This window comes from Dolichospermum sp. FACHB-1091 (genome assembly GCF_014697585.1).
In the GTDB taxonomy this organism is placed as follows: Bacteria; Cyanobacteriota; Cyanobacteriia; order Cyanobacteriales; family Nostocaceae; genus Dolichospermum.
Window position 1 is genome coordinate 1 of the sequence record NZ_JACJSB010000007.1, and the last position, 17,026, is coordinate 17,026.

11 protein-coding genes are annotated in these 17,026 nt (G+C 38.6%); 5 read left to right on the forward strand and 6 right to left on the reverse strand.

Features of this window, described 5'->3' with window-relative positions; translation table 11 throughout:
* Together H6G25_RS06040 and H6G25_RS06045 are read right to left on the reverse strand one after the other, a co-directional pair.
* Window positions 1-7,061, reverse strand: a 7,061-nt coding sequence (locus H6G25_RS06040) for a pre-peptidase C-terminal domain-containing protein (RefSeq protein WP_190391707.1), incomplete at its 3' end; no start/stop codon positions are given.
* 281 nt (window positions 7,062-7,342) lie between these two features.
* Window positions 7,343-7,528, reverse strand: a complete 186-nt coding sequence (locus H6G25_RS06045) for a hypothetical protein (RefSeq protein ID WP_190391708.1) — start codon at window positions 7,526-7,528, stop codon at window positions 7,343-7,345.
* Between the two features lie 689 nt (window positions 7,529-8,217).
* On the opposite strand from H6G25_RS06045, the gene H6G25_RS06050 reads away from it, so the two are divergent.
* Window positions 8,218-9,156, forward strand: a complete 939-nt coding sequence (locus H6G25_RS06050) for a serine hydrolase (RefSeq protein ID WP_190391709.1) — start codon at window positions 8,218-8,220, stop codon at window positions 9,154-9,156.
* A 119-nt stretch (window positions 9,157-9,275) separates the two neighbouring features.
* On the opposite strand, the gene H6G25_RS06055 is transcribed toward H6G25_RS06050, so the two are convergent.
* Entirely contained in the window at window positions 9,276-10,637 is a 1,362-nt protein-coding gene (locus tag H6G25_RS06055; RefSeq protein WP_190391710.1) for a HAMP domain-containing sensor histidine kinase, read from the reverse strand.
* 259 nt (window positions 10,638-10,896) lie between these two features.
* Between H6G25_RS06055 and H6G25_RS06060 the strand changes: the two genes are divergently transcribed.
* On the forward strand, window positions 10,897-11,214 hold the full coding sequence (locus H6G25_RS06060; RefSeq protein ID WP_190391711.1) for a DUF3155 domain-containing protein: 318 nt from the start codon (window positions 10,897-10,899) through the stop codon (window positions 11,212-11,214).
* 470 nt (window positions 11,215-11,684) lie between these two features.
* Here the strand turns inward: H6G25_RS06060 and H6G25_RS06065 are convergent, their stop codons facing one another.
* On the reverse strand, window positions 11,685-12,218 hold the full coding sequence (locus tag H6G25_RS06065; protein ID WP_190391712.1) for a cofactor assembly of complex C subunit B: 534 nt from the start codon (window positions 12,216-12,218) through the stop codon (window positions 11,685-11,687).
* A gap of 116 nt (window positions 12,219-12,334) precedes the next feature.
* On the opposite strand from H6G25_RS06065, the gene H6G25_RS06070 reads away from it, so the two are divergent.
* Complete coding sequence (locus H6G25_RS06070) at window positions 12,335-12,904, forward strand: DUF3611 family protein (protein WP_028083295.1); 570 nt, start codon at window positions 12,335-12,337, stop codon at window positions 12,902-12,904.
* Between the two features lie 34 nt (window positions 12,905-12,938).
* On the opposite strand, the gene H6G25_RS06075 is transcribed toward H6G25_RS06070, so the two are convergent.
* Window positions 12,939-13,523: a Uma2 family endonuclease gene (locus H6G25_RS06075; protein WP_190391713.1), complete on the reverse strand. Its 585-nt coding sequence runs from the start codon at window positions 13,521-13,523 to the stop codon at window positions 12,939-12,941.
* A 442-nt stretch (window positions 13,524-13,965) separates the two neighbouring features.
* Here H6G25_RS06075 and serS point away from each other — a divergent pair, with 442 nt between their 5' ends.
* Together serS and H6G25_RS06085 are read left to right on the forward strand one after the other, a co-directional pair.
* Complete coding sequence (gene serS / locus H6G25_RS06080) at window positions 13,966-15,246, forward strand: serine--tRNA ligase (protein ID WP_190391714.1); 1,281 nt, start codon at window positions 13,966-13,968, stop codon at window positions 15,244-15,246.
* Window positions 15,247-15,387: 141 nt separating this feature from the next.
* Window positions 15,388-16,224, forward strand: a complete 837-nt coding sequence (locus tag H6G25_RS06085; protein ID WP_190391715.1) for a hypothetical protein — start codon at window positions 15,388-15,390, stop codon at window positions 16,222-16,224.
* A gap of 144 nt (window positions 16,225-16,368) precedes the next feature.
* On the opposite strand, the gene H6G25_RS06090 is transcribed toward H6G25_RS06085, so the two are convergent.
* Window positions 16,369-16,920 carry a transposase gene (locus H6G25_RS06090; protein WP_190391716.1) on the reverse strand — a complete coding sequence of 184 codons (552 nt, stop codon included), beginning with the start codon at window positions 16,918-16,920 and terminating at the stop codon, window positions 16,369-16,371.
* Window positions 16,921-17,026: the final 106 nt, after the last annotated feature.

Sequence of the window (17,026 nt, forward strand, 5' to 3'; positions counted from 1 at the left end):
ATATCATTGCCTAAACCACCAATTAAGGTATCTGTACCTGCACCACCGTTGAGGATGTTATTAGCACCGTTACCAGTAATGACGTTATTACCCGCGTTACCAGTACCGTTAATTGCTGCTGTTCCTGTTAAAGTCAGGTTTTCAACGTTAGCAAGAGCCGCAATGGTGTAAGTAACACTAGATTGAATGGTATCTGTACCAGCACTGAGATTTTCGGTAATCGTGTCAGTGGTGCTATCTACAACGTAAATATCATTGCCTAAACCACCAATTAAGGTATCTGTACCTGCACCACCGTCAAGGGTATCATTACCTTCACCACCATCAAGAGTATCATTACCTGCCAAGCCGAAAATCTGATCATTTCCAGCATATCCATACAGAAGATCATTCCCAGCAGCACCGGATAAAGTGTCATTTCCGGCAGTACCCTCAAGAGATGGGTCAAAGAACAACGAATAACCAACCGCTGCTTGACCACTTGGTTGACTGATTTTTAGCTGATAGTTTTGCCCATCTTCAGCAGAATACTGGATTTTTAGTTCACCCGTACCAGTTTGAGAAGCGATCGCTGTTGAATTTCCCACCCGGAAAAGCTCCGCACTCACAGTCGAACTACCGGCAATGCTAACAATAACTTGTCCAGGTTTTGCAGTGAGACTTCTGGCACTAGCAAAATTAAAGAAATCTGGGTTTGTCCCATCAATCCTCAGTCCAGGGACTTGTAAATCACTTAAAATCACTCCCAAATCTTCCGACTTACCAGAGCGATTATTAGCCCCTACCCAGTCATTACCATTAATAACCGTTCCCGGTGCGTCTATACTCAAGGAGTAATCAGGGACAACTGTTGTGCCATTGCCTGTAACTTTAATTAAGTATTCTCCAGCAGTTAACCCTGTCAAAGAGACAATTTCTTGTCCCGAACCGGTATTAGAGGTAAGTTGCTGTTGTTGACCATTGGCATTAGTGTAACGAAGTAGCAAAGATAGACTTTGTCCATTTATTGTACTATAGTTGACCCTAACGCGATCGCCAGTTGCTCCAGTTTGGTTAATAGTAAAACGGAACCAGTCCTGATCAGCAGCTTGATGAATATTCAGCCGGTTAAAGGTATTACCGTCACCAATCAAAGTCCGTAAATTATAAGCAGTAGCCGCTAAATCATTCGACTCTGACCAGTCTAAAGACCAGTCTGGAGAAGAACTACTGCGGCCAGTAGTCCGGGTGGTAAAGCTTTGGAGGTAATCTTTCCAACCAGTAGCCGTAAAGAAGGATTGATAACCGTTTAGATAACTACTGTTCAGACTTGAGCCGGGTGCAGGAAGATAAATTGAGAGTCCTTGAGTATTAAACTGGTCAGTTGTATCAGCAATCACTAAATTATTCAAAGCAGTGATTACCAATTGGGCATTAGTGCGAATAACTTGGGTAATACCACTATTATTAGCGATCGCTCTCATGTACTGCCCCAAGTCCCGGAAATCTTCATCAGCAAACCCGTGAGCAGAATTACGGGCTGCTTGCAACTTAGTCCAATCACTGGCTGTGGCACTGGTGCTGACACTAGTTGTAAAGTTTCTTAGTGCCGTTGTGAAGGCATTAAATTGAGTTGTGTCAGTAGCCGAAAGCGTATCCCATCCACCTCCACTTCCCTGATATTGATTTTGAAAACTCGTAACCAGTCCCGAAGCCAGAGATTGAGCAGTGACTTGACTGGGATTAGTGAATAAAGTATTAAAAGCAGTAGTGTAATCATAGCCATCTCCACCCACAACTTCCTCAGAAGCAACAAACACCCTAGCGTAATCCTTCAAAGCAAAGCCAACTTCCGCCATCGCCATCAAACAAGCATCAAAGGCGAGAACACTAATATTAATACCCGCTGACTTGAGAGTATTCAAAGCTGTAGCTAACTCATTAGTAGTCAGGTTATCGCTGGTTGTGCCATCAGAGTCATCATAGTTGAAACCATAGACCCCAGCACCATGATCCCACATCACTAAAGCGTAATTATTGGCAGGAGCATTAGTTGTTGCCCATTGCACAAAATTGACTAAAGTGTTTGGATTACCCGTATTTTGTTCACCAATGCGCTCAAAAGGAGTAACAACCGTATTTGTGTTAGTATCCGGTCGAATAATCGCCCGACCCGTATCACCCCAAGCCGCACTTCCACCAGTAGCATAAGTTGTTCTTCGAGAACTTTGATCCCAAAGAGCCGCAAAATTAACGGTACTAGGTAAACGAGAAGCAGCCACCTCCATTTCATTAATATCTTGAAAGGCATAGGGGTCTAGATCACTTGCCGTTATATAAGCCATTACCGTCCAATCATTACGGTTATTGGGTTGGTTGCCTTGAGTTGGGGCATCAATATTCAGTTGATAGGAATTGGTAGCAGTACCATTACCATAGACATGGGCATAGTAAGTACCCGCAGCTAATCCATTCAAAGAAACGCTTTCATTATTGGTAGTCCCCACAGAACTGCTAACCAGGACTTGACTACCGTTTTGTTCTCGATACAGTTTTAGCTGCAAATCACCCAGGCTATTCTCAAATTGCAGACTAATGGAATTAGAATTTGTGCCTATTGCCGTTGTGGTAAATTTGAAATAATCCACATCACTGCTATGGATAGTAGCAGCAATATTAGTCACCCCATCTACCAAATTTAAATTAGTTGCCGTAGCAAAACTATTATTGGGTTCAAGATTATCAGCAGCAACAGAAGTGTCTGGGGCAATTACAGAAAGATTATATTGGGGATTAAGCGCACCATCGTAACCATAAACCTTAACCGTGTAAGTTCCAGCAGCCAAACCATTGAGACTAATTTCTTCAAAGTCTTCCGTACCTTCAGACCTGCCAATTTCTTGACCGCTTTGATTGTACAGAACCAAGTCTATATCACCCTGGTCATGGCTAAAATCAATGCGAACCTTATTAGCTGCTTGTCCCGGACGTAACGTTGTAAACTTAAACCAATCCTGATCTGTGTCCGTATGGATAGACAGGTTATTGAGAGTACGAGTACCATCCACAGTTCGTAAATCGTAAGCTGTGCTAGTGGTGTTATTCGCTTCTGCAAAGTCCCCTTGATTAATTGTACCAGTATTCAGTGCGATCGCATAAAGGGGATTAGTCGCGCCATTAACTCCACTAACGCGAACATAATAACTACCCGCCGTTAAACCAGCTAAACTAACTTGCTCATTATCACCACTATTATTAGAACTATCCACTAAATAGCTTTGATATTGACTAGCAGGGGTATTAGTCGCAAAAGCCTCAAACAGTTCTAATTGTAAATCCCCTAGATTGTTGTCAAAGCTAATAGCAACAAATTGATCCTCTTGTCCGCTACTGCTAAGTTCAAACTTAAACCAGTCTGTATCAGTAGAAGTGTGAATAGACAGATTTTCTAACGGGTTCTGGGTCCGGTTAATTACAGTCCGAACAAGAGGATTACTTCCAGTCAAGGGATTATAATCATCGCCATAGGGATTGTCACGACCTGTGTAAACATTATTATTCGCGGAATTAGAACCAGCAGCGCTGTCATTACCAGCACTTCTCCTTGTCCTATTCCGTAAATTGTATGCTGCTGCTGGAGAATCATTAGGCTCCAAAGCATCTGCACTTAAAGCAACAGGACCATCAATCACTAAACTGTAATTAGGATTGGTTGCTCCACCAACTCCCGACACTCTAACGTAATAAGTTCCTATTCCCTTACCCGCTAAAGAAATTTCTTCAAAATTACTACTCGTGTTAGCATTATAAGTCTGACCATCAGCACCGATTAACTCTAAAGCCAGATTACCTACAGCATTTTCAAAATTAATCCGTACCGATTGACCCAGTACAGGAGCAGTTGTTAAATTGAACTTAAACCAATCTACATCTGTACTAGTATGAATGGATAGATCCTCTTGAGTAACTATACCATCAATGGTCCTTAAATCATAAGCAGTTGCTTGGGTATTATTGGGTGTGTTTGTATCAATGACATCCGCAACAGCGGTTTCTGGAGCATCAATAATTAAGCGATAACTGGGATTGATAGTTGCGCTAGTTGCCCCAAATACCTTGACATAGTAAGTTCCCTGGGCTAGGTTTTCTAGGGAAACTTGCTCACGGTTGGCGTTAGAGTTTGATGTATATTGTTGACCATTAGCACCAACAACCAACAAACTTAAATCACCCAAACTATTGTCAAATTCAACCGTAACTGCATCCCCAGCTTTACCTTGACCAACAGTAGTGAACTTAAACCAGTCCTGATCTCCGGCTACATGAATTGAGTAATTTTCAGCAATGAATTGTCCCTGTATTTCCCGCAAATCATAAGCGGTAGCTTGAGTATTATTAGCTTCTGCTGCATCACCCGCTGGTTCATTACTATCAGGTGCATTGATGATTAAATCATAAGTTGGGTTAGTCGCACCGTTGTAGCCAAATACCTTGAGCAGATATGTCCCAACTGCCAAACCATTGAGGTCAACCAACTCATAATCGTTAACTGAGTTAGAATTACGTAACTGGGTCGTTCCCGTTGCGTCATATAACTCCAAGTCAAGATCCCCTAAGTCATGACTAAAAGTAATTCCCACATTGTTTTCCGCTGTACCAGCACCGGTAATCGTAAACTTGAACCAATCCTGATCACCTGTGGTAATTGATAAAGGTTGGGAATTAACAGCAGAAGATTCCCACACACCATTAATAGTTCGCAAATCCTTAGCCGTCGCAGCGGTATTATTCGTTTCTGCCCAATCTCCCGTCACCCCTTGAGGTGGGTTGATAAATAGGCTATAATCAGGATTAACAGCGCCATTATAACCATAGACTTGCAGGTAATAACTGCCAGCAGTTAGTCCCTCCAGGGAAATTGTTTCTTGATTATCTACGCCTGTAGAACTACTGACGAAATTACCATTACCATCATACAGCCCAATATCCAAATCCCCTTGAACATGAGTGAAGTCAATACCCACAGAATTGGTTTCATTACCTGCGGTTGCTAAAGTAAATTCAAACCAGTCAACATCACTACTAGTATGAATTGAGAGATTACCACGATTAAAGGCGCTCGTTAGCGTTCCTAAATCCGTTGCTTCTGCTTGGGTATTATTAGATTCCGCACTGTCTCCAGAGGGGTTTAACGCAGTCCAAGGTGCATTAACAAAAAGAGAGTATTCTGGGTTTGTAGCATTGTTATAGCCAAAAACTCGCAGATAATAGTCCCCAGCCACCAAACCATCAAGACTAATTTCCTCGCTGTTGGTGACACCATTAGAGGAGTTTAGTTGAGTTCCCGTGGCGTTATATAGTTCAAAATCTATATCACCCTGATTATGCTGGAACTCAATTTTGGCATAGTGAGTATAATCTCCTCCATCGGCAATCGTGAATTTATACCAGTCCTCGTCTCCAGTTGTATAAATAGATAAAGGACGAGCGGGATTATCTAATGCTAATATCTGTTCTCCAGCCTGTAATAATGCATTCAAGTTCGTGGCGGTTGCACGGGTATTATTTGGCTCAAAAGTATCAACAATTGTGGCGGGAGGGGCATTGATAGTTAAGGTATAATCTGGATTAACTGCACTATTGTAACCATAGATGTTAACCCTGTAAGTACCAGCAGCCAAACCATCGAGACTGATTTCTTCAGCATCATCAATGCCTGTGGAACTACCGACTTCAATGCCATTGAGGTCATAAAGTTTGAAATCTACATCCCCTAGAGAATGAGTAAACTCAATCCGCACATAATCACTTTCCGTTCCCGCATTAGCTATAGTGAATTGAAACCAATCTTGATCACTAGAAGTATGAAGAGAAAGATTGTCAATTACCCTTAACCCGGTGATTTGTCCTAAATTAGTCGCCGTAGTATCGGTATTATTTACCTCGTAACCATCCCCACCAGGAGCATTGATAGTTAAGGAATAGTTGGGATTAGTTGCACTATTGTAACCATAGACCTGAACAAAGTAGTCACCAGCAGCAAGTCCCTGTAAACTAATTTCTTCCTCATCTCCAACCCCGGTTGAACTAGCTACCTCAACATTGCTGGCATTATAGAGTTTAACATCTACATCACCAAGGCTATGAGTAAAAGCTATCTTGAGGAAATTTCCCTCACTACCTGTAGTCCCTAGCCGGAATTTAAACCAATCTTGATCACCAGAAGTTATTGAGAGGTTTTCCCACTCACGAATACCGCTAATTAAACCAAAGTCTTTAGCGGTTAGTTGAGTGTTATTTGGCTCAAATTCATCGCCTGTAATTGTTGTTGTTGGTAGACTCGTTTGTAAACTATAGGTATTGGTTGCGCCATTATGACCATAAACCTGAACGAAGTAGTCACCCGCAGCCAGTTCTTCTAAGGAAATTAACTCTTCATCACCTGTACCTGTTGAGCCGGTAATGTAAGTTCCATCTGCTTGATAGAGTCTTAGGTCTATGTCTCCTGAACTGCCAGGAAAGTTAATTTTGACGTAGTTGCTGCTTGTTCCGGTGTCTAGCAAGGTAATCTTGAACCAATCTTCATCGCTACTACTGTCAATGGTGAGATTACTCCAAGATTGACTTACAGACCCTAGTGAAGCAGCGGCGCTTTGAGTATTATTCGGTTCAAATTGATCCCCTGTAATTGTTGTTGTTGGTAGACTCGTTTGTAAACTATAGGTATTGGTTGCGCCATTATGACCATAAACCTGAACGAAGTAGTCACCCGCAGCCAGTTCTTCTAAGGAAATTAACTCTTCATCACCTGTACCTGTTGAGTCGCTAATGTCAGTTCCATCTGCTTGATAGAGTTTTAGGTCTATGTCTCCTGAACTGTTAAGAAAGTTAATTTTGACGTAGTTGCTGCTTGTTCCGGTGTCTAGCAAGGTAATCTTGAACCAATCTTCATCGGTACTACTGTCAATGGTGAGATTACTCCAAGATTGACTTACAGACCCTAGTGAAGCAGCGGCGCTTTGAGTATTATTCGGTTCAAATTGATCACTTAATAGCCTGAAGTTATACAAAGTATTGCTCATAAATTAAATCAGTTCTGAGTAAGTAACTGTATGTACGTTTCTAGTTTAGATAATAACTGCTAATTTAATTTTCGTAAATATACATAAGTGTTAATTTTAGTAACAGAATTTTGGCAACAAAATATCTGAACTATTGTATTTTCCCTTGTGACTTGAGTAGCTAACCGGAGATATTAGGCACATCGTAATTTTACAAAGGTCAAAAACTGCAAAAATAAATTTATATGTATTAAGTAGTAAGGGCTAAAGCCCTTACCTATTGATGAGAAAACTACAGGATATTAAGAATCTTTGCTGTTTTCTGAAAATGGCAAATCGCACATTAGATCACACTCTATTACCCATTGAGCAGTACAACGAGGATAACTATTTGGATCACAAGTCCACACTAGTTTTTGGTGACAGTTTTCACTCTCCTGATTAAGTGAGTTTTCACCTTCCTGGTTATTGATATTAGTCGAGGACATAATTTAAACTTCTCTTATCTTTTTTTTAATTAAATCTTAACTATTTCATATACCAACTTACGGGGAAATTAGTAAATAACTAAGGTACATTTTGTAATATTTATTTACATTGTATCCTATTTTACACATATATGATTAAGCAGAAAACCAGAAGATGATTCTAGTCAAAATTCGGTACTTGGAAAAATAGTATGAATGAACTAAAAGGAATTCAAAATATAGGTTTTAAAAATTAATTAGGCATGATAAAATAAATTATGCCTGCCGAAATTCCAGGTTTTGACCATAAAAAATCTAGTTAAATAACAATGTTAATTTTAATCTTTCAACTATTTAGAAAATAAAATACTACAGAATAGACATCTTCGGTAAAGATTGTAGAGCCGATAATCCCTACCCAGGTCAAGTCTCTACAAGGGTTATAAGTCAGTCAGTCACCCATATTTAATTGGAGATGTCTAATAGACACGTAGATGAAGAAAATGTAGAGATATTTAATGTAATGTCTCTACAATAATATTTTCAGAAATCGTCTTTTGCTAAACTTTAAAACTTATTTACGACTTATTTATGGAAAATAGAAGTAAGATAAAAAAGAGAGATATTTCTCAATAACTAATTACCAATGATCAATGACTAATAACTAATGATAAGATTACACTAGTAAAATATCAGGAAATTATTCACAAATGGTTTTTTTTAATCAAGACAAACAACTAGAAAATCTCGGTAATCAAGTATTAGAAGCAACTTGGGCAAAATTTTCGACTTTAGCACCTAACCAAATTGCGCTGACTTTGGTTGTATATGATCCTCCTGCACCTGTTAATACAGGTGGTGCGCTGACTCCCAATGCTTTCTGGGAACACCCAGTCCGGGGATTTAGCTATCGTGGAGGAGATCGTATTTATCCTGCTAGTGTGGTAAAATTATTCTACCTGGTAGCGGTGCAAGAATGGCTAGAAAAAGGCATGAGTCAAACAACGGCAGAACTAAACCGAGCTTTGACGGATATGATAGTAGATTCTAGTAATGATGCTACTAGCTTAATTGTTGATATTCTCAGTGGTACTACTTCTGGTCCTCAATTAACCCCTGGTCCCTTTGAAACCTGGAAATATCAGCGTCAGATTGTTAACCGCTATTATCAGTCCTTGGGTTGGGAGGAAATAAATGCAATTAATGTCTGTCAAAAAACCTGGGGTGATGGTCCCTATGGACGGGAAAGGGCGTTTTATGGGGAAATGTTTGAAAACCGTAATATGCTAACAACGGATGCCACTGCGAGATTATTACATAGTATCGTGGGTGGGGTGGCAGTGTCTAGTGGGCGATCGCAAGCGATGATGAAGTTACTTAAACGCAGTCTTAATGCTGATGAATTACCCCCAAATGTCGAGGAAGACCAGGTTACAGGCTTCTTAGGCGGAGGATTACCGGAAAATGGTCAAATCTGGTCAAAAGCAGGTTGGACCAGCACAGTGCGTCACGATGCGGCTTATATTGAATTACCAAATCAACGTCCCTATCTGTTAGTGGTATTTACGGAAGGGAAGGAACAAGGAAAAAGTCGGGAGATCTTGCCTTTTGTTTCTGGGAAAATTGCGGAAGCAGTTAGCAAATTATAACGGTGATCATGGGAGTGTCAAACTCCCACAATTCCAGATAGATAAATTAATTGTGGTTTTCCTGGTGTTGACTGTTGACTGTTGACTGTTCCCCTCGCAGACAACTTTTTCAGCAAGCCCTAATTAACGGCCGACAGCCAAATTATAAACGTAGTTCCTGGAGTATGAGGTAATCTGATAATTGATTCAATGGCTGGACTGAAAACCTCTATGTTTCCCTGCATTTCTGCTATCAATTGTTTAGCAATAGCAATTCCCAGACCAGTCCCAGAAATTGCTGTTTGTGCTTGTACACCTCGATAATGTCTTTCTCCTAGATGTTCTAAGTCTTCCGGGGGAATACCTGGACCTGTGTCACTAATAGCAATACCTTGGAAATTTCCTTTTTCTTGCCCACATTGTACTAATATCTTACCACCTGCGGGAGTATATTTCAAAGCATTATCTATAATATTACTTAATACCTCTCGTAAGGCTTTTTCATTCACCCTAACTAAAGGTAAATGATCGGGAATTTCCGTAATTAGTTGTAAATTTCGTTCTTGGGCAATAGCTTGAGCCGATATTAACAAAGGTGCTAATAAATCTACTAGGGAACAATCAGTTAACTGCTCTCCTGTCCCTGGTAATAATAACACAGGTTTCCCTTGTTTTTCCACAGTTTGATTTTGGTTAATAATTACCTTTGACTCTGGGAGGGGAAGCGATGTTAAATTTGCTGTATTCAAATCAATCACCTGATCAAACTTTTGTAATAACTCTTGGAGGCGATCGCTCTCCCGGACTATACTGGTTGCTACCTCCCGATTAGGATCAACCGCTATCATGCGCTTGAATAGTAATTTGCCAAAGGTGCGGATAGCAGTTAAGGGGTTACGAAACTGATGTAAGAGATTATCTAATAAATCCCGTTGTTCCTCTTGGAGAATTTGTTCTTGCTGAAGTTGATGTTGCAACCAAGCCCGACGTTGATCTAAAATGCCAGCGATCGCTAAAGTTTTCGCAATGCGTTCAATTTCCCCCTCCTCCTCTTGGCTCCATTCCCTATCTTCCCTTGCAGTCACTAATAATCCCATCATTACACCCTCATAAATCAAGGGTGAAACAATTTGCTTATGACTGAGCAAATAATCACCTTTTTCATCGTATAAATTTTTTTTTCCTGTTGTTGTAGATTCCGCTGATGAATGGGAAGATACTAGATTCGGTTTTAACAATCTTTTTTGTTGATTTGGTAATGCTAAAACATTAGCAAGACTTACAGGACAAATATCCTCTGCTTCACCATATTCATCACCAGGACTTAATGCTATAGCTTCTGGATACACCATGATCGGAATTAGTCGCGCCTCACCTGTAGTTTTTTCTACCAATTCATGTGTTAAATAAATTATGCCAAAGCACGCTCCCATACCTTGGGTTAGCAGGGACATTTGCTCTCGACATAGAGCAAGAAAATCAGAACTGGCAGACATGAGCATTAGTTCAGGAATCTAGAAGGTCAAAAAGAGAAAGCAGGGTGTACACTTATCTAGTCTAGTCTGTTCATGGGTGATTGGTAATAGGTAATAGACAATAGATAGCGGTTTTTTAATTTTTAATTCCTAATTTTAAATGATTTTTCCCTAAGTTGTATCAAAACATTAAAAACTATTGATTTCCTAAGATATAGATTATATAATTACGACTGATTTTGTAGCCACAACTACAATCTATAGCTGGAAACAGGAGGAAAATAGGTTGGCAAGGAGACGCAAGCGAAAAAGTCGTCGTCGGCAGGAAGGACGACGGATACTGGAACACATTCCCCAGTACAATATCGAAAGTGGCGAAGATAAACCTGTGACAGCAGCAAGAAAGTTTATTCATGCTGAAGGTATTGTGCCACCTGCACTGCTACTCGTAAAACGCAATGAACACACAACAGACCGTTATTTCTGGGCGGAAAAAGGCCTGTTTGGTGCTCAATACGTAGAAGAGAATCATTTCTTGTTTCCTAGTCTGAGGACTTTAGAATCACCAACAGTACCAGAACCTGTTGCTGTGACGATTAAGTAAACAGCAAATGACCTCATATCTCTTAAATGTAACTTCTGACTCTGACATTAATTAACTGGCAATTTTGATCAGGTTCTTCAAAAATTCCATTTTTTTTTAATTTTGTGGTCGAATTGTCGAGCAGGTCTAAAAACGGTTTAAACGATTTCTCTCAAGTCATGGCATAATTAACTCCTCATCAACTCGATTTAGTTGTATGAATCAGTTCATTATCAGCTTACACAGCAGAGAATAGCGACAGAGCCAAGGAAATCCAAAGATGAGGTACAAATTCATGATCTCACTAATTTGGACTACTATCAAGCTCTGTCCACCAATTTAGATTTTTCCTGATCACATCCCAGTCGTCAGGAAAATTAACAGCAGCACCAGAATTTTCTCCTCCTCACTGCCAATTTGCTCAAAAGTTTAGTCAGAATTCTACATGAGTATAGATATAGATGCTCATTTCTTTCATCCTCAACAATCAATCAAGTATCAAGCACCTTTAGCTGTAATGCCCTTTGTAACTCAGCAAGTTCATCTCTATGGGCAGTAACAGTAATTACACTTGAGAAGTTTTGTTCACTGCGGATATTTTCTATCTGGAGTGACACCTTCTCAAGTCTTCCAGATTTTTTCCAGTACAATAGACCACTTAAAGGTGAAAATAGGATTATTACCGCAAAAAAACGCCCAAAATCTCGAAAAAGCATGGATAGAACTAACGACAAACAACCTAAACCCACCGCTGCTAATGTAGTTAAAAATATAGCTAGAAACCAACTAGGTCTAACAAATCCCTCAAATGTGACTTTATTTTTTGGAGAATCTACCGCTAATACTTGATAAGCACGAGTGCGAAAATAATCCTTCAATGAAGTCATTAACGTATTTTCATCCTGTTGTGAAACTAAACGCATCACTTCTATGCGGTCTTTAGTTGAAGCCCGAATAAAGAAAAACAAACCAACTGATAACAGCAATGTTAACAGGAAAGTAGATTGCAAAACAGCGGCATCCATAATTAATTTTTAAGTCTGAAATTTTCAGTAGACTTAAACCATTATCAATTATTCTGGAATCAGAGAACAAACAGAAGTTTGTTTTTAATTTTTAACTTTTAATATTTAATTTTTATATGTCACAAAACTCAGAAACACCATCATCTAACATTCGGGCTATAGCCCAACAATTTCGTTTAGCAGGTTGGATTAGTTTTTGGATTCAGTTAGTCTTAGGGGTAATATCTGGGATAATAGTCTTATTATTTGGCATTTTTAGCCAAAAAGCGGGTAGTCCTAGCAATAATCCAGGGACAGGCTTTGGTGTATTTTTAGCAATTTGTGGTATAATCCTCCTGGGTGCTGGTATTTACTTAGCTTATCGCTACACCAGAATTGGTAAACAACTAGAATCACCTAATCCTACTAATCGTCCTCGTAAAGCTGAAACCGCACAAGTGTTAAGATTAGGACTGTGGATAAATTTAGGCGGAACTTTAGTGACTTTATTAGGAGCGCAAGCGATTGTTGGTACATTAGTAGCTAGGTCTATATCTCCTCAAGCAGTAACTACACAATTATTTGATCCAACGCGGATTATTAGCGGTTTAGATATGCTTATAGTTCAAGCAAATACTAATACTGTATCAGCGCATTTTGCAGGTTTAGTAGCATCTCTGTGGTTAATGAATCGTATTACTAGGTAATTTATAATTGATTTATAATTGACAGTTTAGTATGCTAATCTCTGAAAACAGGTAGTTCTAAAATAAATCCTGGTAAAACATCTTCTCCAGATAAAATTGTTGGTAATAATACTATTTCTACAGATTGATTTTGACGATAAATTTCTACTTGTTGATTTTGAGGATCAATTAACCAACCTAAACGTAAACCACTATGAATATATTCCCCCATTTTCTCCTGTAATTGACTCAAAGAATCGGTACGCGATCGCAATTCTATGACAAAATCAGGACAAATTTTAGGAAACTTTTGCTGTTCTTCAACACTTAAAGATTCCCAGCGTTCATTAGCTATCCAAGCCACATCAGGAGAACGTTTACCACCATGAGGTAGAATAAAAACAGTGGAAGAACTAAATACTTTTCCGAGTTTATTTTGAAGATTCCATAACCAAACATAACCATTAAAATCTGATTCTCTATTACCACTAATTGCACCAACTGGAGGCATAATTATTAATTCCCCTTTAGCAGTTTCTTCAAGTTTCCAAGCTTCGTTAATTTGACATAGTTGATAAAATTGATCATCATTTAATCCCACATTTTTGATATTTAAAACAACCGCTTCAGATGTCATCATTACTGATCATCTCCTTAAAATTAGGGAAATTGACTTGAGAGAAAAAACCCATATTCCATTAAATTTAGGACTTACGCACGAGTCACTGAATAACGAACCACTCCAGGCACAGAGAACACAGAGGAATAAGAGTTTGAGGAATATTTTGCGTAAGTCCTGAAATTATAGCCTTTCCTCGTTTAATGAAGTACAAAATTATCTGCGTTTATCTGCGTGCATCTGCGTTTAATTACCATAGATTGTAACTTACTTGTATGGAAATGGCTATATTATTTTTGTTGGGTTTCACTGCGTTCTACCCAACCTGCGATTTTGACAATTTTTAGGTTTTGGGAAAAGAGACAGAATAAGATATGTTTGGGTTAATTTTCAGTTAAATTGACACTGATAAGCGTTGCTAAACCCGTACAATTAACAACTGACAACAAACAATTAACAAAAAATGCTGGATATTAAACAAATTAGAGAAAACCCCCAACTCGTACAAGAGAAATTAAACAGCCGTAGCGGTAAATACGACATTCAACCTATATTAGATTTAAGCCAACAACAACGGGAATTAGAAGGTAAACGCAGTCAACTACAAGCCCGCAGCAACGAAATTGGCAAATTAGTCGGTCAAAAAGTAAAATCTGGAGTTGATCCTCAAAATCCAGAAATACAGGCATTAAAAGACGAAGGAAACGCCATTAAGACCACATTAAGTGACTTAGAACCCCAGGAAAAAGAATTAAAAGCCCAAATTCACGAATTACTGTTAGCGCTTCCGAATTTACCCAGTGATTTTACACCCCTTGGTAAAAGTGAAGATGATAACCAGGAAGTGAGAACATGGGGAGATGAATATAAACCCACAAATCCCCATATTTTACCACATTGGGAAATCGGCGAAAAATTGGGGATTTTGAACTTTGAAAGAGCGGTAAAAATTGCCCAAAGTCGGTTTGTCAGTCTTATAGGTGTGGGTGCGGCTTTAGAAAGAGCGTTAATTCAATTTATGCTGTCTCAACATATTGAGAATGGCTATATAGAAGTTAGTCCACCATTGTTAGTAAATACAGATTCTTTAACAGGTACAGGACAATTACCTAAATTTGCGGAAGAGAGTTTTAAATGTGCAGAGGATGATTTGTGGTTAATTCCTACTGCGGAAGTGCCGGTTACTAATTTGTATCGGGGGGACATTATTAACGCAGAAGAATTACCAATTTATCATACTGCATATACGCCATGTTTTCGGCGAGAAGCGGGAAGTTATGGCCGAGATATGCGGGGTTTAATTCGGTTACATCAATTCAATAAAGTCGAGTTAGTGAAGTTAGTAAAACCGGAAGATTCCTTTGAGGAATTAGAGAAGTTATTAGGAAATGCTGAGAGTATTTTACAGGCTTTAAAATTGCCTTATCGAGTGATTAATTTGTGTACTGGAGATTTAGGTTTTTCGTCCACAAAGACTTATGATTTAGAGGTATGGTTGCCATCTTCTGGGAAATATCGAGAGATTTCTAGTTGTTCTAATTGTGTAGATTTTCAAGCCAGAAGGGCGGATATTCGGTTTAAGGAAGGGGGTAAGAAAGGGACGCAATTTGTACATACTTTAAATGGTTCTGGTTTAGCTGTGGGAAGGACTATGGCGGCGATTTTGGAGAATTATCAGCAACCAGACGGGACGATTAAAGTACCGGAGGTTTTGCAGGTTTATTTGGGTAGGGAGGTTTTGTAGTTTAGGGGTTTTGTAGAGGCGTTTTTGGGGTGCGTCTCTACAAGAATAATTGACATTTTTATTTACATATATCTCATTAATGTTTCAATTGCTGCATTTCACATTTCATAGTCTAAATATTAAATATGGACATCAACTTCAATGAATAAAAAATGTGCCTACTGTGGGAATCCAGAATCTTTAACTCGTGAACATCTATGGCCTACTAGCTTAATTCAACGATTTGAAGAACAAATGATAACATATAATGGTAGAATAGATAAGTGTTATGAAACCGAAGGTACAATTAAAGATGTTTGTCCAAAGTGCAATAATAACAAATTAAGTGTTCTTGATAACTATCTTTGCTCATTGTATGAAAAAAACTTGAAAAATATTATAAGTCCTGGTCAGCCAGCACGTCTATACTATAATTATGACCTTTTGTTAAGATCACTACTCAAAATCTCATATAACGTTACAAGATCATTCAAGAAGAGAGAAGATATAATTGATATACATAGAAAATTCTCCAAATACATTTTAGGAGATGAGTTAGTAAGGCCAAAAGGCATCAGGCTACATCTTCAAATAGTTACTTCAGCAAAAATTAAAAGTATAGATACAGATGAAATAATAACTACTTTAGAGCCTGGTCATCTCAGATGTGGACAGATAAATTATGATGGCATACTTTCTGAGAAAATATTTATTAGAATGGTAGCAATAAAATCCTACTACTTTTATATATTTATTTCAAAATGTCCAATTTCAAACTCAAAATATCGTAGTTTTATCCAAGAAATTTCTAACTGGAAAACTCCATATTTAGGCATTTATCTTAATCCTTCATCATCTAGTGTACATATTCCAGTCAAAAAAACAACTTATCTACACCCACGACTTTTGGGAAGTATGCTAACAGCAGGTATTAATTACTCCCTAGAGAAAAATCCAGAATTTATGGAAGATTTTCCAGACATCCTGACTTTTTATTAGTGCGATCGCTCATCTCGTAGGGTGCGTTAATGAAATGTAACGCACCGTCTTTTATTGATATTTAAATGTCAGTAATGCACCGTCTTTTATTGATATTTAATCGGTGCGTTACGCTATCGCTAACACACCCTACGTTAATGTGGGTTAATCATACAAATCGCTGGATGGGATATCGAGAATTACACCAACACCCCAATTTGCAGGATAAATTTCTTGCTTTATAAATCTATGAATACTTGAAAATTGCCAATCTTGGGGATTTATACACAATCCATGTTTGACAGGATTATAATGTATGTAATCACAATGTACCATAAAATCCTGTTCATCTCGAATTAAATGCTCCCAAAAACGACGTTGCCAAAGATTTTTTTCTCCGCGTTTTTGCCGTGATTGAGAAATTGGATTTTGAATGGCTAATTGTTCACCATAATGTTTTGTAACGTAGGTTTTAATTAATCGCAATCTCACAGAAAAATCATGATCATTATCTGGTAAAGTCCATAAACAATGAAAGTGATTTGGTAGAAGAATGAAAGCATCAATAGCAAAAGGATATTTCTTTCTGACATTTTGAATGGCTTCTCTGAGTGCTTGACGGGCAATATCTTCACAAAGCCAAGGTTCTCTTTGATAGGTTACTTGAGTTATAAAGTAGGTAGCACCTGATATATTTGCTCTGCGATAATTAGGCATTTCGATATGGAATAGTTATTTATTTATAATTTATAATATGGATGGTGATGGTGCGTTACGCTTCGCTAACACACCCTACTTTTATAATCATAGCTCATCTCGTAGG